The sequence below is a fragment of the Geothrix sp. genome, from assembly GCF_020622065.1.
GTDB lineage: Bacteria > Acidobacteriota > Holophagae > Holophagales > Holophagaceae > Geothrix.
Genome location: NZ_JAHRYQ010000001.1, coordinates 1,354,385 through 1,370,812 on the forward strand (window position 1 = coordinate 1,354,385; position 16,428 = coordinate 1,370,812).

Annotated in this window: 15 protein-coding genes; 3 read left to right on the forward strand and 12 right to left on the reverse strand. The window is 67.2% G+C overall.

Annotated features, from left to right (window positions below):
• Positions 1–14: 14 nt before the first annotated feature.
• The 6 genes from QZ647_RS06385 to QZ647_RS06410 form a co-directional block, all read right to left on the reverse strand.
• Positions 15–518 carry a hypothetical protein gene (locus QZ647_RS06385; protein ID WP_291271362.1) on the reverse strand — a complete coding sequence of 168 codons (504 nt, stop codon included), beginning with the start codon at positions 516–518 and terminating at the stop codon, positions 15–17.
• A 9-nt stretch (positions 519–527) separates the two neighbouring features.
• Positions 528–1,466 carry an arginase family protein gene (locus QZ647_RS06390; protein WP_291271363.1) on the reverse strand — a complete coding sequence of 313 codons (939 nt, stop codon included), beginning with the start codon at positions 1,464–1,466 and terminating at the stop codon, positions 528–530.
• Complete coding sequence (locus QZ647_RS06395; RefSeq protein ID WP_291271364.1) at positions 1,456–2,136, reverse strand: lysophospholipid acyltransferase family protein; 681 nt, start codon at positions 2,134–2,136, stop codon at positions 1,456–1,458. The genes QZ647_RS06390 and QZ647_RS06395 overlap by 11 nt, the downstream gene beginning before the upstream one ends.
• On the reverse strand, positions 2,136–2,672 hold the full coding sequence (locus tag QZ647_RS06400; protein ID WP_291271365.1) for a GNAT family N-acetyltransferase: 537 nt from the start codon (positions 2,670–2,672) through the stop codon (positions 2,136–2,138). Before QZ647_RS06400 ends, QZ647_RS06395 begins: the two co-directional genes overlap by 1 nt.
• Positions 2,673–2,863: 191 nt before the next feature.
• The gene (locus QZ647_RS06405; RefSeq protein ID WP_291271366.1) at positions 2,864–3,880 is read right to left on the reverse strand and encodes an inorganic phosphate transporter; all 1,017 of its coding nucleotides are present in this window, start codon (positions 3,878–3,880) and stop codon (positions 2,864–2,866) included.
• Between the two features lie 7 nt (positions 3,881–3,887).
• A complete protein-coding gene (locus QZ647_RS06410; protein WP_286353168.1) occupies positions 3,888–4,535 on the reverse strand; it encodes a DUF47 family protein in 648 nt (215 codons plus the stop codon).
• 113 nt (positions 4,536–4,648) lie between these two features.
• Here QZ647_RS06410 and QZ647_RS06415 point away from each other — a divergent pair, with 113 nt between their 5' ends.
• Positions 4,649–5,998, forward strand: a complete 1,350-nt coding sequence (locus tag QZ647_RS06415) for a HAMP domain-containing sensor histidine kinase (RefSeq protein ID WP_291271367.1) — start codon at positions 4,649–4,651, stop codon at positions 5,996–5,998.
• A 24-nt stretch (positions 5,999–6,022) separates the two neighbouring features.
• Here QZ647_RS06415 and QZ647_RS06420 read toward each other — a convergent pair whose 3' ends face one another.
• From QZ647_RS06420 to QZ647_RS06445, 6 genes are all read right to left on the reverse strand, one after another.
• Positions 6,023–6,727: a response regulator transcription factor gene (locus QZ647_RS06420; RefSeq protein WP_291271368.1), complete on the reverse strand. Its 705-nt coding sequence runs from the start codon at positions 6,725–6,727 to the stop codon at positions 6,023–6,025.
• A gap of 14 nt (positions 6,728–6,741) precedes the next feature.
• On the reverse strand, positions 6,742–7,407 hold the full coding sequence (phoU, locus tag QZ647_RS06425) for a phosphate signaling complex protein PhoU (RefSeq protein WP_291271369.1): 666 nt from the start codon (positions 7,405–7,407) through the stop codon (positions 6,742–6,744).
• Positions 7,407–8,153, reverse strand: a complete 747-nt coding sequence (gene pstB / locus QZ647_RS06430; protein ID WP_291271927.1) for a phosphate ABC transporter ATP-binding protein PstB — start codon at positions 8,151–8,153, stop codon at positions 7,407–7,409. The genes phoU and pstB overlap by 1 nt, the downstream gene beginning before the upstream one ends.
• A 161-nt stretch (positions 8,154–8,314) precedes the next feature.
• Entirely contained in the window at positions 8,315–9,916 is a 1,602-nt protein-coding gene (gene pstA / locus QZ647_RS06435) for a phosphate ABC transporter permease PstA (RefSeq protein ID WP_291271370.1), read from the reverse strand.
• A complete protein-coding gene (locus QZ647_RS06440; protein ID WP_291271371.1) occupies positions 9,916–12,087 on the reverse strand; it encodes an ABC transporter permease subunit in 2,172 nt (723 codons plus the stop codon). The genes pstA and QZ647_RS06440 overlap by 1 nt, the downstream gene beginning before the upstream one ends.
• An 81-nt stretch (positions 12,088–12,168) precedes the next feature.
• On the reverse strand, positions 12,169–13,143 hold the full coding sequence (locus QZ647_RS06445; RefSeq protein WP_291271372.1) for a phosphate ABC transporter substrate-binding protein: 975 nt from the start codon (positions 13,141–13,143) through the stop codon (positions 12,169–12,171).
• 347 nt (positions 13,144–13,490) lie between these two features.
• Between QZ647_RS06445 and QZ647_RS06450 the strand changes: the two genes are divergently transcribed.
• Both QZ647_RS06450 and QZ647_RS06455 read left to right on the forward strand, forming a co-directional pair.
• Positions 13,491–15,695 (forward strand): Rne/Rng family ribonuclease, encoded by a 2,205-nt coding sequence (locus tag QZ647_RS06450; protein ID WP_291271373.1) that lies wholly within the window; start codon positions 13,491–13,493, stop codon positions 15,693–15,695.
• A 6-nt stretch (positions 15,696–15,701) separates the two neighbouring features.
• A complete protein-coding gene (locus tag QZ647_RS06455; RefSeq protein ID WP_286353160.1) occupies positions 15,702–16,424 on the forward strand; it encodes a ZIP family metal transporter in 723 nt (240 codons plus the stop codon).
• Positions 16,425–16,428 lie beyond the last annotated feature (4 nt).

Sequence of the window (16,428 nt, forward strand, 5' to 3'; positions counted from 1 at the left end):
AGAGTGCCACAAGCCTAGAGCTTGAACCTCGATCGATGGGATGAGTCCCGGCTAGTCCGACTGAGGAACTGCTGCACCGCCTGGGGATCCACGGTGGCCGGCAGGCCCGACCAAGGCTGGGAGGGTTTCAGCATGACCAGCATGTCCTCGGGGCAACCCACCTGCTCGTAGAGCTGCTCCACGCGGCGCGCCAGCTGCGCGGCGGTGGTTTCCGCGGACAGGGCGTCGCGCAGGAGGGCTTCCCGCCAGCGATCCTGGGCCTGGGACCAGCGGGTGCTGCCGGGCCGGGGCGTCTTGCCCACCGCCTCGGCGCAGGCGGCCCAGAGGTGGGCTTCAAAAGTGCTGAGATCCTCGCCCCGGAGGGCCCGCAGGCGTGCCACGGCAGGCCCTTCCCCGGGGACCCAGCCCTGGATCTCGGCGGCGCCGAGGAAGCCGAAATCATGGCCCGTGACGATGTCATCCCAGGTGGGGGACCCGTGGATGATCCGGAAGGCCTCGAAGGGCGTGGGGGTGCTCATGCAAGCTCCTCAGACCAGCAGATGAAGGGCGAGATGGACGGCGACCCGGGCGCTGGCCTCGGCGCCCTCCAGCGTGGGGGCCAGTTCCATGAGATCGGCGCCCACCCAGGGTTCGGGCCACTGCCGTGCGGCGTGGATCAGGCGCAGGGCTTCTTCCAGGCTCAGGCCACCGGGCACGGGCTCGGCCACGGCCGGCACCAGCACCGGGTCCAGGGCATCCAGGTCCAGGCTCAGGTAGGCGGGACCCCGGCCCACGGCGGCCAGGTCCTCTTCCAGCTGGGGCGCCAACCGCGGATCACGCAGATCCCCGGGCGTCCACATGCGCACGCCGGCCGCCTGGAGGAAGGCCAGCTCGTCGTCATCGAAGCGCGGCGCCCGCAGGCCCGCCTGCACCACGCGGGTCGGGTCGACCAGGCCTTCCTCCAGGGCCTGGCGGAGCCAGGCGCCGTGGTGGATGTCCGTGCCCCAGGCGGCCCCATCGGCCGCGTCCGGGTGGGCGTCCAGATGCAGCAGGCCGAGAGGGCCGTGCTGGCGGGCCAAGGCCCGCAGGGCGCCGAGGGTGAGGGCGTGGTCGCCGCCCAGCATCAGCGTGCGGCAACCGGTCATGGCCCAGGCGCCCACCGTGGCCTGCACGGTTTCGAGGGCCCCCGCCAGGGAGAAGGGCAGGGTGGGGATGTTGCCGCCGTCCAGCCAGCCCCGGGCGGCCGCGGGGCCGAGGGCGGGGCGGGCTTCCCGGAGCCGCCCGGGCATCGGGTGGGAACCCATGCCCATGGCGGCCGCACGCATCGCCCAGGGCCCCAGGCGGGCCCCGGGGCGGTTGATGACGCCCGCATCGCAGGGCGCGCCGAGCACCACGCCGGTGGCGGGTCGGGGATCGAGGCAGAGGGGCAGGCCGAAGAACGGCGTGAGGCCGGTGCGGAGGCCCTGGAGGAGAAGGTCAGCGGACATCGGGGCTCCGGGGGGAGAGGGCCGCTCGAAAGGCGGCGAGCCACTGGGCTGCATCCGGAAAGTCTTCCGGATGCAGCGGGGCCTCGGCCGTCACGGTGAGAGGGGTGCGGGCGGCGAACAGCGTGCGGAGGTGCGGGAGCAGGGTCTCGTCGCCGGTCCAGGGGTAGTGGGGCGCGGGACTGCTGAGGCGGATGGGCTGGGCGGGCAGCCCCAGCTCGTAGGCGGCCCGCAGCCCGCCCTCGTAGAAGGGAGCCAGGCGTTCGCCGCGGGTGGTGGTGCCCTCGGGGAAGAGGAGCATGTCCCGGCCGCTCTGGAGCGAGGTGGTGAAGCTGGCCAGGGCCGCCGCGCGGCTGGTGGCATCCTCCCGGTCCACGAAGTGGATGCCGGACTTCCGGGCCCATCGCCCGATGAGCGGATAGCCTGTGACTTCGCCCTTGGCGATGGTGCCCATGGGGCGGAGGCTCATGAGCACCACGGGATCGACCCAGCTGAGGTGGTTGGCCACCCAGAGGGGGATGTCCCGGCGGGGCTGCCCGGCAATCTCCAGATCCAGGCCCAGGGCCGGAAGGAGCCGCTGGGCCCAGCGGTGCATGCCGGGCTGGGGCTCCGTGCCGACCGCCAGCCGGGGCAGCAGGGCGAAGGTGGGCCAGAGGACGCCGGCCCAGCTCACTAGCTCACCAGCTTGAGGCGGGTGTAGCGGGCCCGGACGCGCTCCAGGTCGTCGCGCGTGATGGCGGACCAGAGGCGCGTGTCGCCGGGGGCGTAGAAGTCCTTCACCTCGGCCACCACCCGGGCGCCCAGGGCGTTGTGGACGCTGCGGGCGTCGGCGTTGCCGGGCTCCACCAGGAAGCGGCACTCGTCCACATTCTCCTGCAGCAGCTTGGAGACCATGGCGCGGATGAGCAGGTAGTTCACCCGCCCCTTCTGGTAATCGGGGTGGACCGCCAGGGTGGCGCAGTAGGCGGTGGTGCCCTTCACGAAGTTCAGGACATAGCCCACGGGCCGGTCGCCGTCGAGGGCGAGGAAGCACCAGTCGCCGTAGAGCTCGGTGCAGAGGCGCAGATAGTGGGGGCAGAGTTCGCCAGCGCCGTCTCCGGACCAGATCTCCGCTTCGAGGCGGCGGAGGTGGGCGTAGTCCGAGCTGGACAGCGGCCGCACCGCGTAGCGGGCTCCCTCTGGATGGGGGGCGAGGGTCTCGATGGTCATGCCGTACCTCCCTGGTGTTGGAACCAGGATCGGAGGCGGGGATGACAGTCCCGCGATGGTCGCGGCAATTCCGCGCAAATACCTTGATACCGGATAGTTACAAGCCATCCGCGGATCGGGCCTATCAGTCTCGCAGAAGGATGAGGCGCGCTGGAAACGGGAGCGTCACTTCTGAGTGAACCAGCACCGGCTCAGAAGAAGGGCGCCACCAGCTTGAGGAAGCCCGCGGCGAGGAGGGCGCTGATGGGGATGGTGAGCACCCAGGCCACCACGATGTTGCCGGCCACGCCCCAGCGCACCGCGCTGGCGTTCATGGAGGTGCCGACGCCCATGATGGCGCCGGTGATGCTGTGGGTGGTGCTGACCGGAATGCCGAAATGGGCGGTGGTGAAGAGCACCGCCGCGGCCGCGGTCTCGGCGGCGAACCCGTGGATGGGGCGCAGCTTCACGATCTTCGAGCCCATGGTCTTGATGATCTTCCAGCCGCCCGAGGCGGTGCCCAGGGCCATGAAGCTGGCACTGCCGATCTTCACCCAGAGGGGAATGATCACCTTGGCCTTGGCATCCACGGGGAGATGGAACTTGTACGCGATGAGCGCGAGACAGATGATGCCCATGGCCTTCTGGGCGTCGTTCTGGCCGTGGGTGAAGGACATGGCCGCGGCGCTCACCAGCTGCGCCTTTCGGAAGACGACATTCACCTTGTGCCCGGAGAAATGACGGACGATCCACAGGATGATCAGGATGAGCAGCATGCCCACGATGAAGCCCATGGCGGGGGAGATGATGATGAAGGCACCGATCTCCTCAAGCTTTTTGGTGTGGAGGGCCCCGAATCCTGCATGGGCCACGACGGCTCCGGCCAGGCTACCGAGCAGGGTGTGGCTGGTGCTGGAGGGGATGCCGAACCACCAGGTGAGCAGATCCCAAGTGATGGCCGCCATGAGGGCCGCCGCGATGACCGCCGGGACCACATGCTGGCTGTCGGCGATGCCCTTGGCGATGGTGGTGGCCACGGAAGTGCCCGCCAGGGCCCCGGCGAAATTGAGGGTCGCGGACATGACGAGGGCGTACTTGGCGGGAAGCACACCGGTGCTCACCACGGTGGCGATGGAATTGGCGGTGTCGTGGAACCCGTTGATGTAATCGATGCCCCAAGCCAGAAGAACCAGGACCGCCAGGGACGGGATGAGGAACGCTTCGATCATCGAAGCCTCAGGCGTTCTTCATGACGGTGGAGCCGATCACCTTGGCCACCAGCTCGATCCGGTCGGTGGCGTCCTCGATCTTCTCGAGCATTTCCTTCCACTTCACCACTTCAATGGGGTCTTTCGGATTGTCGAAGATCTGGGCGAGACCGGCGTGGTAGATGGAGTCGGCCTTGTTCTCCAGGGCGTGCACCCGGCGGATGCGGTCCCCGATTTCCTTCTGGTTGGACATGTTGCGGAGGGAGCGCGTGAGGTGGAGGATCTCGCCGGCGCCCTCCACGATGATGGAGCTGATCTCCGTGACCGCGGGCATCACCTGGCTGATGCGGTAGAGGATCAGGCGTTCGCAGACGGAATGGATGCGGTCGATCACATCATCGATGGCGTGGGCGAGGGTCAGGATGTCCTCGCGATCGATGGGGGTGACGAAGGTGTGGTTCAGGCGGTCGATGATCTCGTGGGTGATGTCGTCGCCGGTGTGCTCCAGGTCCTTCATCTGCCTGCGCAGCTCCGCAAACCGCGCCGGATCGGCGCTGCGGATCTCCCGGTCGAAGAGCTGGGCGGCTTGGTAGACATTCCCGGAGGCCGATTCCAGGAGATCGAAAAAGACCATTTCCCTGGGTTTGAGCCAGCGCATCACGGCATTCAAGGACATGACAACTCCCACAGATCCGTTTTCCACTGTACCGGCTCCAGAGGTGTAAACGGAGCGTAAATTGGCGGCGGGGCGATGGGTGGGGCCGCGGGGAAGGTGTATGGTCTGAGGGCATGGCGGAACAAGAGATTCAGCGCGAGGTCGAGTCCGGGGTGCGGGTTTTTCTGGGGCGGGCCTTGGTCTGCCTGGGGTCGGTGCTCTTCCTCGGCCTCGGCCTGGGCATGAGTGTCCATCAGGGGGCCTCGGTCCCCTGGACCCTGGGGCTTGTCATGACGGTGTTCCTGGTGGTCATTCTCATGGCCCGCTGGCAGGTGCGGCTGGTGGCGGAGCCCCTGGGCCAGCTGCTGGGCGGATCCAGACCCAGGACCATCGAGGACCTGCCGCGGGCCTGGTCCGCCCTGGAACAGGAGAACCTGGATCTCCGCGAGCGGGCGGCGCGCGAGGACCGGCTGCTGCCCAGCATCATGGCGAGACTTGAGGAGGGGGTGCTGCTGTTCGGCCCTGCTGGCGGTCTGGAACAGTTCAACCCCGCCGCCCAGCGCCACCTGGGCCTGGGGGCGCCCCTGGCGAAGGGCATGGTGGTGGGCGAGGTGTTCCGCGACCCGGACAGCTCCGCCGCGGTTCAGAAGGCCTATCGAGGCGCACCCTCGGAATGGCGCCTGGCGCGGGCGGGCCGGACCCTCCGGGTGCGGGCCATCCCCTTCGCCCCGGCAGGCTCCGTCAGCGGCGTGCTGCTCACCCTCGATGATGTGACGAGCCAGGAGGCCCTCGAAACCACGCGGCAGAAATTCATCTCCAATGTCAGCCACGAACTGAAGACGCCGGTGACCGCCATCCGCATCGCCGCCGAGAATCTGCAGGAAGAGGCGCTGCCGGATTCGGCCCAGGCGGGGGCCCAGTCCATCCTCCGGTCCGTGGATCGCCTCTCCTTGTTGCTGGGCGACCTCTCCGAATTGAGTCGCATCGAAAGCGGGGCCCTGCATCTTGACCCCGTGCGCCTGGATCTGGCGGCCTTCCTCGCCTCCCTCGTCAAGGACCAGCAGGCGCGCCTCGCCGGAGCCGGCGTCAGCCTGGCGGTGGAGGTCGAGGCTCCCGAAGGGGCCACCCTCCTGGCGGATCCCCTGCGCCTGAGCCAGGTGGTGGAAAACCTACTCTCCAACGCCATCAAATTCAGCCCGCCGGACGGCCGAGTGGAGCTCCGCGTCAGGCTCTCCGAGCGGGGGCAGCTGTGGGAGGTCAAGGATCAGGGGCCGGGCATCCCCTTGGCTGACCAGGGACGCATCTTCGAGCGATTCTACCGCTCCCAGGCTACGAAGGCCAAACCCGGCACGGGTCTGGGCTTGGCCATCGTGAAGCACCTCTGCCGCCTGATGGGCGGTGAGGTCACGGTGGAGAGCCAGCCAGGCGAGGGCGCCACCTTCCGGGTGATGCTGCCCCCGTTGCCAAGCCGGCAGGAGGATTAGGGCCTGATTTAAATCCTGCGGTGATTAGGCGCCAGCCGGCCCGCCGAGCCGGTAGCCGACCCCCACGACCGTTTCAATGAGGTCGGCCGCCGGCTCGCCGAGCTTGGCCCGGACCCGCCGGACATGGGCATCGATGGTGCGGCTTTCGCCCAGGTATTCCAGGCCCCAGACCTGCTGCAGGATCTTCTCGCGGCTCAGGACGCGGCGGGGATTGCCGAGGAAATACGCCAGCAGCTCGAACTCCCGGCGGGTGAGGTCGACCAGCTGCCCGTCCACGCGCGCCGTGTGCATGTCGAGGTCCACGGTGATGGGGCCGAAGGTCAGCTGCGGAGCGCGATCCGCGATTTCGGTGGGGACCGCGCGCCGGAGGATGGCCCGCAGGCGGGCCGCCAGCTCCCGCGCCGAGAAGGGCTTGGATACATAGTCGTCCGCGCCGAGCTCAAGGCCCAGCACCCGGTCGATCTCCTCGCTCCGGGCGGTGACGAGCAGCACGGGGAGGCCGCGGTGCAAAGCATGGGTCCGGATGGCCCGCAGCACATCGAGGCCGTCCATGTCGGGCAGGCTCAGATCGAGCAGGGCCGCATCGAGTCTGGGACTTGGTGCGCTGAGGGCCTGGAGGGCATCCCGGCCGGTGCCCACGCTGGTCAGGCTGAAGCCCTCCCGGCGCAAATGCTGCTCGAGACCCAGGCGGATCTCAGTGTCGTCTTCCAGGAGGAGGATGTGGGGCATGGGACCCTTCGTCGCTATTCTACGGAGTTGCCGCGGAGATATGGGTGCTTGGCGTTCCGGCCCTCGAGGATGAAGAGGACCTCTTCCGCGATGTTGGTGGCCTCGTCGGCGATGCGCTCCCAGTTCTTGATGACGAGGATCAGATGGCTCGCCCGCTCGATGCAGAGGGGATCCGCGAGCATGATGCGCAGCAGGTCCCGGTAGATCTTCCCGTAGAGGGCGTCCACGCTGTCGTCGCTCAGGATCACGGCCTGGGCCAGCGCGGCGTCGCTGCTGACGAAGGCATCCACCGCCCGGCGGACCATGTTCCTCGTTTCGGTGCCCAGCTGCTCCAGGTCGTTGCCGGCCAGGATGGGCGGATGGACCAGGGACACCCGGCGCGCGATGTTGCAGCAGTGGTCGCCGATGCGCTCCAGCTCGGGGATGATCTTGAGGCTCGAGGCGATGCGGCGGAGGTCCGAAGCCGCAGGGGAGTGAAGGGCCAGGAGGTCGATGCATTGCTGGTCGAGCTTGAGCTCCCACTCGTCCATGCGGCGGTCGAGAAGGTTGACCTGCTCGGCCTTGGCCGGGGAGGGTTCCGTCAGGGCCTGGATGGTGAGATCGATCATCTCCTCGGCCACGCCGGCCATGGCCATGATCCCGTCCCGCAGCTCCTTGAGTTCCGTGTCGAACAGCCGCATCAGCCGAACCTCCCCGTGATGTAGTCTTCCGTCATTTGCACTCTCGGCGTGGTGAAGATCCGCTCGGTGAGGTCCATCTCGACCAGTTTGCCCAGCCAGAAGAAGGCCGTGAAGTCGCTGACCCGGGCCGCCTGCTGCATGTTGTGGGTGACGATCACGATGGTGAGGCGTTCCTTCAACTCGGTGATGAGGTCCTCGATCTTGGCGGTGGCGATGGGGTCGAGGGCGGAGCAGGGTTCGTCCATCAGCAGGACTTCGGGATTCACCGCCAGGGCCCGGGCGATGCAGAGCCGCTGCTGCTGGCCTCCGGAGAGCCCGTTGGCCGAGTCCTTCAGCCGGTCCTTGACCTCGTCCCACAGGCCGGCCCCCTTCAGGCTGGTTTCGACAGCCTCCTCCAGCACCGTGCGGTCCCGCTGACCCTGGATGCGAAGGCCATAGGCCACATTCTCGAAGATGGACTTGGGGAAGGGGTTCGACTTCTGGAACACCATGCCGGCGCGCTTCCTGAGGGCGATCACATCCGTCTCGGGAGCGTAGAGGTCCGTATCGCCCAGCAGGACCCGGCCTTCGATCCGGACATTCTCGATGAGGTCGTTCATCCGGTTCAGGCAGCGGAGCAGGGTGCTCTTGCCGCATCCCGAGGGGCCGATGAACGACATGACCGAGTTCGGGGCCACCTGCAGGTTGATGTCCGACAGGGCCTGCTTCTCGCCGTAGAACAGGTTCAGCCGCTCGACGCGCAGCATGGTCGACGCCGGTCCGGCATTGGGGGCCGGCAGGGGCAGGTGGGCCCTGGGGAGGACTCCGGGGCGCGAACCGGATCCGTTGATCGGTGCTGGCAAGAGCGCGGGCTCCGGCACCGGGCGAGGGTCGTCGATTTCCATGGCGAGGGCTCCGGTAGGCATGATCAGAATGTGCTCCCGCCCAGGCGTTCCCGCAGCTTGCGCCGCAGGTTCAGGGCAAACAGGTTGAGGATGACCACCACCAGCAGCAGCAGCAGCGAGGCCATGAAGACCATGGGCTTGGCGGCCTCGGAATTGGGGCTCTGGAACCCGACATCGTAGATGTGGAAACCGAGGTGCATGAATTTCCGGTCGAGGTGGAGGAAGGGGAAGGTTCCGTCCAGGGGCATGGCGGGGGCGAGCTTCACTACGCCGGTCAACATGAGGGGCGCCACCTCGCCCGCGCCCCGGGCGATGGCCAGGATGAGGCCGGTGAGGATGCCGGGGGTGGCGCTGGGCAGGACGACATTCCAGAGGGTCTGCCACTTGGTGGCGCCCATGGCCAGGCTGGCTTCCCGCTGAGAACGGGGCACGGCTCCCAGCGCCTCCTCGGTGGCCACCACCACCACGGGCACCGTCAGCAGGGAGAGGGTAAGGGAGGCCCAGAGGATGCCGCCGGTCCCGTAGGTGGGCGTGGGCAGGCTGTCGGCGTAGAAGAGGTGGTCGATGGTGCCCCCCAGGCCGTAGACGAAGAAGCCCAGGCCGAACACGCCGAACACGATGGAGGGGACGCCCGCCAGGTTGTTCACGGCCACGCGGACGGCCCGGACCAGCCAGCCCTGCCGGGCGTATTCGCGAAGATAAAGGGCCGTGATCACGCCCAGGGGCACCACCAGGACCGACATCACCAGGACCATCATCACGGTGCCGAAGATCGCGGGGAAGATGCCGCCCTCGGTGTTGGATTCCCGCGGCGAATCGGCCATGAATTCCCAGAGACGCGAGGCGTACACGCCCAGCTTTCCGAAGACATTCATGTCATTGGCGGGAACCAGCCGGACCACGGAGGCCAGGGGCAGCTCCTTGACCTGTCCATCGGCCGTTGAAAGGGAAAGGGTCCAGGTCCTGGACTGCGCCCGGAGGTCCTCCAGGCCCGCCTGGACCTGGTCATAGGTCACCTGGAGGGCGGAAACCTTGGCATCCAGCGATTCGAGGAGGGCCGCATCGCCGTTCTTTTCGGCTTTGCGGCGGGCCAACCGGATGGCTTCGATGCGGCGGTTGAGCTCCCCGACTTCGCCCTTCTCGATGGACTGGATGCGGCGGCGCAGGCGGTAGGCTTCGCCCAGGTGGCCCTGGGCCTCGGCCAAGGCACGCGTTCCCGTGGCCACGACTTCGCCCTGGTGGCTGATGGAGGCGATCCGGCCGATGAAGGGACCGTATTCGAGCCGTTCGATGAGCAGGGCATCTTTCGGCCGTTCCGGAGCGCTGCTGATGTCGGCGGCGGGGATCCAGCGGAAGTCCTGGCCATAGATGTCGCGGTTGGCGACGCGGAACTGGATCTTCTCGGATTCTGCCCCGCGGGCGGGCTCATGGCCCGTGATCTCCCCCAGGAGGGGCCCGTCAGGCGTCTGGACCTGGACGATGGGACTGGGCCAGAAGTAGCCCAGGCCCTTGGCCGCGATGAACCCGGCCAAGCCGATGATCATCGCAAGACAGAAGGCGAGGACTGTGGCGGAGAGCCAGACGAAGACATCGCCTTGACGGAAGGATTCGGTCAAGCGGCTCATCAGATGGACTCATAGCGGCGCCGCAGCCGCTGGCGGACCAGTTCGGCGACGGTGTTGAGGATGAAGGTGAAGATGAAGAGGAGGAAGGCCGCGAGGAAGAGGATGCGGTAGAGGGTTCCATGCAGCGGGGCTTCCGGGATCTCCACGGCGATGTTGGCGCTGAGGGTGCGCATGCCGTTGAAGGGGCTCCAGTCCAGCACGGGGGTGTTGCCCGTGGCCATGAGGACGATCATCGTCTCGCCGATAGCCCGGCCCAGGCCGACCATGGTGGCGGAGAAGATGCCGGGGCTGGCCGTCGGGAGCACCACGCGCCAGGCGGTCTGCCAGGGGCTGGCGCCGCAGGCGAGGCTGGCCGAGGTGAGCGAGCGGGGCACGCTCGACAGGGCGTCTTCGCTGATGGTGAAAATGATCGGGATGACGGCGAACCCCATGGCGAAGCCGACCACCAGGCTGTTCCGCTGATCATAGGAGACGCCCATGGCCGACTGCAGCCAGGCGCGGTAGCTGCCTCCCATCATCGTGTGCTCGACCCAGGGCCCGGCCAGGCTGGCGAGCCAGATGCCCACGAGCAGCACCGGGAACATCCAGAGCGCCTCGCGGCCGGTGCCGAAGGCGTTGCGGAAGGGCTGGGGCAGGCGGCTCCAGATGGGCATGACCAGCAGGGCCAGGAAAAGGACGGCGAAGGGGTAGATGAAGACTTCCACGGCCATTTTTTCGAGCAGGGGCGCCATGACGAGGCCCGCGAGGAAGCCGAGCACCACGGAGGGCAGGGCCGCCATGATCTCCACCGTGGGCTTGATGACATTCCGCAGGCGCGGAGAGGCCAGCTGCGAGGTGTAGAGCGCCCCGAGGACCGCCAGGGGGAACGCGAAGAGCATGGCGTACAGGGTGCCCTTGAGGGTTCCGAAGACCAGGGGCACGAGGCTGAACTTGGGTTCGAAATCGTCGGTGCCGCCCGTGCTCTGCCAGACATATTCCGCCTTCTCGTACCCCTCGTAGTGGGTCTTCCCCCACAGCAGGCCGAAGCTGACTTCCGGATGAGGGGCGCTCAGGGACCAGAGGCGCAGGGCGCCCGTGGCGGCGTTCGCATGGAGGATGAGGTCGCCCCGGGGCGCCAGGGTGGCGTGGCCGGGGCCGTCGATGCGCATGGAGAACAGCCGCCGTTCAGTTGTCAGGTGGTCCACCACGACCTGACGGGCCGTCCAACCGAGGAACCGCTTGTCGCGCTGGCTGGGCTGAAACCCCAGGACGGCTCCGTCCAGGCGGGGGAAGTGGTGGAAGGACTGGAGCTGGAAGGTTTCGTTCACCCGGACCCGCTGGAAGGCGGCGAGCTTGCCCTGAGCCCCGCCGACCAGAAGGCTGGTGTGCCCCAGCGCGAAGCCCAGGGACTGGATCGGCTCGCCGAAATCTGAGGTGGAGAGGACGCCATTCGCCTCGGGATCCACATCCAGCAGGTGGCCTTCCCGGGTTCCGATGAAGAGGTTTTTGGCGTCGCCGCTCCAGGCCGCCGCCGTGGGATGGAGCGCGGGATCGAGGGGAAGGGCCTTCCAGTCGAGGGTGCCCGTACCATCCAGGGCCGATTCGGACCAGACCAGGCCATCGCCCCGGCGGGCGGCCACCCTCAAGGTGGTTCCGCCGGCGAGGCCTCCCCCCTCCAAGGTCTGGAAGGTCAGGATCTCGCCCACCTGCAGCCCGACCAGCCCGCCGCCCTGCCAGTGGGATTCCAGGGTCCATTGGGCAGGGTCGTTCTCCCCAGCGGGTTTCGACCAGACCATGCGGGCCAGGAAGAGCCGGTCATCGGCCCCGATGACGAGGCATTCACCCCGCGGCGTGGCGGGCGAGAGCGCCTTCCAGGGCAGAGGCGGGCCGTCCGAGGGAACGGGGAGGGGCGTTCCCTCCGGGAGCCGAAGGGCCTTCACGCCCTCTGTCCGGGAAAGGAACACCCCCGCCTTCCCGGATTCATCCAGCCACCCTGCGGCGGACTGGGGTGCCTGCAGGGTTGCGACGGACTTGGACTGGGGGGGGATGAACAGCGGAATGGCTTCCTTCAGGATGAAGAGAAGCATCGCCAGCACGGCGCCAATAATCAGAATGCCCCCACCCGAAATGGTGAAGGCCATGAACCGATCCATGCGCTGGGCGCGGATCTGATTGGAGGGGGTGCTGGGCATGGGGTCTCGTAAGAGGGGTAGGTCCGGGTCAAAACACAGGCGTGCCGGAGGATTCCCCCGGCACGCCTGTGCGCGACTTTGTTATTTCAGCTTGGCGATCTCGTCGGCTTCCATCTTGGCGGTGAGGGGGAGGAACCCGTCCTTCACGACGATCTCCTGGCCCTCCTTGCTGAGCACGAACTTCAGGAATTCGCGGGTCAGGGGATCCACGGGCTTCTTCGGGTCCTTGTTGATGTAGACATAGAGGTAACGGGACAGGGGGTACTTCCCGTTCAGGGCGTTCTCGTAGGTCGCGGCGAAGGCCATGCCGCCGTTCTTCTTCTCATCGGAGAGGGGCACGGCGCGGACGCCCGAGGTGGCGTAGCCGATGCCGCTGTAGCCGATGGCGAAGCGGTCGGAACCGACGCTCTGGACGACGGAGGAGGAACCAGGCTGTTCCTTGACGGTGTCCTTGAAGTCGCCCTTGAAGAGCGCGTGCTCCTTGAAGTATCCGTAGGTGCCGCTGGCGCTGTTGCGGCCGTAGAGGCTGATGGTCTTGGAGGCCGCCTCGCCGGTCAGGCCGAGGTCGCCCCAGGTCTTGATGTCCTTGGCCAGCCCGCCCTTGCGGGTCTTGGAGAAGATGGCGTCAACCTGCTGGAGGCTTAGGGACTTGACGGTGCTGTTCTTGTTCACGAACACGGCCAGCGTGTCGATGGCGACGGCCACCTTGGTGGGCTTGTAGCCGAATTTCTTCTCGAACTTGTCGATCTCCTCGTTCTTCATCTCGCGGCTCATGGGACCGAGCTGGCTGGTGCTCTCGATGAGGGCCGGAGGAGCGGTGGTCGAGCCCTTGCCTTCCACCTGGATCTTCACATTGGGGTATTTCTTGTTGAATCCCTCAACCCAATAGGCCATCAGGTTGTTCAGGGTGTCGGATCCGATGGAGTTCAGGTTCCCGCTGATCCCGGAAACCTTCTTGTAGGTGGTGACCTTGGGGTCGACCTTGACGGTCTGGGCGGTCGCGGACATTCCCACCAGAGCGGCCAGCAGGGTGCGGGCCAGGACTTGCATTCTCATCGATGCCTCCTCGTATGGGTTCGACTCTGGGGGCCGGAGGTGAAGGTCCCTGGCTCGGGTTGTGACATCCGTGTAACTTCGTCGGGGCCTGTATCCGGGGGGCTGGGCGCTCTTTGCTTGCCCCCCGGGGAATAAGTGGGTTTAATGACTGAAGATCCTGCGGGCAAATCGAGGCCACGCCCTTTGCTTTCGCGGATTGCGACCATCCCTTTTATTCCCTACCGGGTGGCCGAAGACAGGGCAGGGCCCCCTTCGGTTTCCCGACCTCCCATCCCGAATCCAACCCCATGCAAGGCCGCCGCGCACACCCTGCGCCAGCCGCAGCCCTGGGAACCACAGGAGAATCCTTGAATCCCAAGAAAACGATGATGATCAACGCCACCGATCCGGAAGAGATCCGCGTGGCCACCCTGATCGACGGCGTCCTGTTCGATTACGATGTCGAGTTCCTCCACAACGAGAAGATCAAAGGCAACCTCTACAAGGCCAGGGTCGTCCGCGTGGACACCAGCCTCCAGGCCGCCTTCGTCCACTTCGGCGGCCAGAAGAACGGCTTCCTGCCCCTCGGGGAGCTCCCCCGGGAGATGAGCGGCGACGGTCGCCGGGGCCGCATCCAGGATGTCCTCCAGCGGGACCAGGAGATCCTGGTCCAGGCCGTGCGCGAGGAACTGGGCAGCAAGGGCGCCATGATGACCGGCCAGATCAGCCTGGCGGGCCGCTACCTGGTGATCACCCCCGGGAATCCCGTCAACGGCATCAGCCGCAAGATCGAGAGCACCGAGGAGCGCCGCCACTTCAAGCAGCTCGTCGACACCCTGGAGATCCCCGAGGACATCGGCGTGATCGTCCGCACTGCCAGTCTGGGCGTGACGAAGGAGGACTTCGAGCGCGACCTGGAGTACCTGCTGGACACCTACAAGGAAGTGCTGAACCGCTACAAGCACCGCCATGGTCCCGGGCTCGTGTGGCAGGAGGACGATGTCGTCACCCGCACCCTGCGCGACACCTTCAGCGCCGATGTGGAGGAAGTGCAGATCGACGACCTGGACACCTTCCACGCCGCCCAGTCCTTCTTCAAGCGCACCATGCCCCAGCACCTTGATGTGCTGAAGCACTACACGGGCAAGAAGCCCCTCTTCACCCGCTACCAGCTGGAAGAGCAGATCGACCGCGTCTACGGCCGGAAGGTGCCCCTGCCCAGCGGCGGCGCCCTGGTGCTGGATCAGACCGAGGCCCTCGTGGCCATCGATGTGAACAGCGGCAAGACCTCTGGCGATGGCGTGGAGGACATGGCCTTCAAGACCAACATGGAAGCCGCAGAGGAAGTGGCCCGCCAGCTGCGCCTGCGCGACCTGGCCGGCCTCATCGCCATCGACTTCATCGACATGAAGCGCGAATCCCACATCCGCTCCGTCCAGGACAAGCTGGTGGATTGCCTCAAGGCCGACAAGGCGCGCATGGAGGTGGGGAAGATCAACCGCTTCGGCGTGCTGGTCATGACCCGCCAGCGCATCCGCCCGAGCCTGCAGCATGTGAACCACGAGTCCTGCCCCACCTGCGCCGGCACCGGCAAGGTGAAGACCATCGAGGCGATGGCGCTCTCCGTGGTCCGCAAGCTCCATGGCATCCTGGCCAAGGGCGGCATCGGGGAGATCCGCGTGAAGCTGGCCCCTGCCATCGCCGCCGCGGTGCTCAACGAGAAGCGCAGCGACCTGACTCAGATGGAAGAGGAGAGCGGCGCGAAGATCCTCATCCTGGCCGATTGGTCCATGGGCTACGGCGAGATGGCCGCCGAGATCGAGCGCGCCGAGGAAGCCCCGGCCGAGAAGCCGACCGCTTCCAAGCCGCACCGGGAGAAGGGCGCTCCGGAAGAGGAGACCGTGGTGCTGGGCGGCGACAGCCCCATCTCCTTCGACAAGGCTCTGGGCGAAAGCGCCAAGGAGGCCAAGAAGGAAGCCTTCAAATACGACCGCCGCGACCTGCAGCGGGCGGCCCTGGACGAGCGGGAACGCCTGCGGGCCCTGTTCGAGAGCGCCAAGCCTGAGGACGAGGAGTCCGAGGAGGGGGCCGAGGAACCTGGCGACGAGGCCAAGGGCGAAGGTGCCAAGCGCAAGCGCCGCCGGCGGCGGCGCAAGGGCGGAGCGGAGCGGAATGGCGAGGGCACGGCCCCGGCCGAACCCCGTGAGGACCGATCGGAATCCACCCCCCAGCCCGAACCTCCGAAGGTCACGGCGGATCTGGTGGCCAGCCTGCTGACTCCCAGCCCCCGTCCGCGGATCGGCGCCGCAGCTCCGGTCCTGGCCGCGCCCGAAGCGCCCGCGGACTCGGCCAAGCCCAAGCGCACCCCTCGCGCGAAGGTGACTTCGGCGCCCGAACCCGTCGCGGTTCCCGCTCCCGAGCCGGCCGTGACGGCGGAAGGTCCTGCGAAGAAGAAGGCCGCACCCAAGGCCAAGGTCCCCAAGGCGCCCGCCAAGAAGGCCGACAAGGCCGAGACGGCGGAAGAAGCGCCCAAGCCCAAGACGACCCGGGCCAAGAAGGCTAAGGCCGAGTAACCGGCCGTGTCCCTCTACTGGCTGGCCCCTCTCGCCTCCCTCGCCACCCTCCTGGGTGGCTGGGGCGTGGTGCGGTTCCTCCAGGGGCGCGCCCAGTTCATGCGCCTTCTTTCAGGTGTGGCGGCGGGCTACCTGCTTTCCGTCACGGTGGTCCGCATCATCCCTGAGTGTCTGGAAGCCAAGGGCGGGGAGTCCAATGCCCTGTGGGTCCTGGCGGGCTATCTGCTCGTCCATGTGATGGAGCACGGCATCACGCTCCACTTCCACTACGGCGAGGAAACCCACAAGGATGGGTCGCCCCTCAGCGGGGTGCTTGCCCTGATCGGGTTGTCCCTGCACAGCCTCATGGACGGCGTGGCCATTGCGGCGGCCCTGGCCACCCACAGCAACCTCGGCCCGCTGGTGGTGCTCGGCATCCTGTTCCACCGCATCCCCGAAGGCGGCACCATCGCCTCGATCTTCCTGGTGCGTGGCTTCGGGAACCGGGGCGCCCTTCTCGCGGCGGGCACCTTGGCCCTGGCCGCCCTCGTGGGCTCGGCCGGCCAGTCCCTCCTGAACCTCCCCACGGGGCCGGTCCTGGGGCTCACGGCCGGGCTGGCGCTCTATGTGGCCAGCTCGGATCTGCTGCCGGAGGTGCAGAAGGTATCAGGGTTCCGGAGCACGGTGGCCCTGCTTTCCGGCGTGGGGATCTTCCTGCTCAGCGCGCGGCTGCTGCCGCACCATCACTGACCCC

Excerpts from the sequence above, each read along its gene's own strand:
- QZ647_RS06440 (WP_291271371.1), bottom strand. The coding sequence starts at position 12,087 with ATGCCCAGCACCCCCTCCAATCAGATCCGCGCCCAGCGCATGGATCGG.
- QZ647_RS06420 (WP_291271368.1), bottom strand. The coding sequence starts at position 6,727 with ATGCCCCACATCCTCCTCCTGGAAGACGACACTGAGATCCGCCTGGGT.
- pstB (WP_291271927.1), bottom strand. The coding sequence starts at position 8,153 with ATGCTGCGCGTCGAGCGGCTGAACCTGTTCTACGGCGAGAAGCAGGCC.
- QZ647_RS06400 (WP_291271365.1), bottom strand. The coding sequence starts at position 2,672 with ATGACCATCGAGACCCTCGCCCCCCATCCAGAGGGAGCCCGCTACGCG.
- phoU (WP_291271369.1), bottom strand. The coding sequence starts at position 7,407 with ATGCGGCTGTTCGACACGGAACTCAAGGAGCTGCGGGACGGGATCATG.
- QZ647_RS06405 (WP_291271366.1), bottom strand. The coding sequence starts at position 3,880 with ATGATCGAAGCGTTCCTCATCCCGTCCCTGGCGGTCCTGGTTCTTCTG.
- pstA (WP_291271370.1), bottom strand. The coding sequence starts at position 9,916 with ATGAGCCGCTTGACCGAATCCTTCCGTCAAGGCGATGTCTTCGTCTGG.
- QZ647_RS06410 (WP_286353168.1), bottom strand. The coding sequence starts at position 4,535 with ATGTCCTTGAATGCCGTGATGCGCTGGCTCAAACCCAGGGAAATGGTC.
- QZ647_RS06415 (WP_291271367.1), top strand. The coding sequence starts at position 4,649 with ATGGCGGAACAAGAGATTCAGCGCGAGGTCGAGTCCGGGGTGCGGGTT.
- QZ647_RS06390 (WP_291271363.1), bottom strand. The coding sequence starts at position 1,466 with ATGTCCGCTGACCTTCTCCTCCAGGGCCTCCGCACCGGCCTCACGCCG.
- QZ647_RS06445 (WP_291271372.1), bottom strand. The coding sequence starts at position 13,143 with ATGAGAATGCAAGTCCTGGCCCGCACCCTGCTGGCCGCTCTGGTGGGA.
- QZ647_RS06385 (WP_291271362.1), bottom strand. The coding sequence starts at position 518 with ATGAGCACCCCCACGCCCTTCGAGGCCTTCCGGATCATCCACGGGTCC.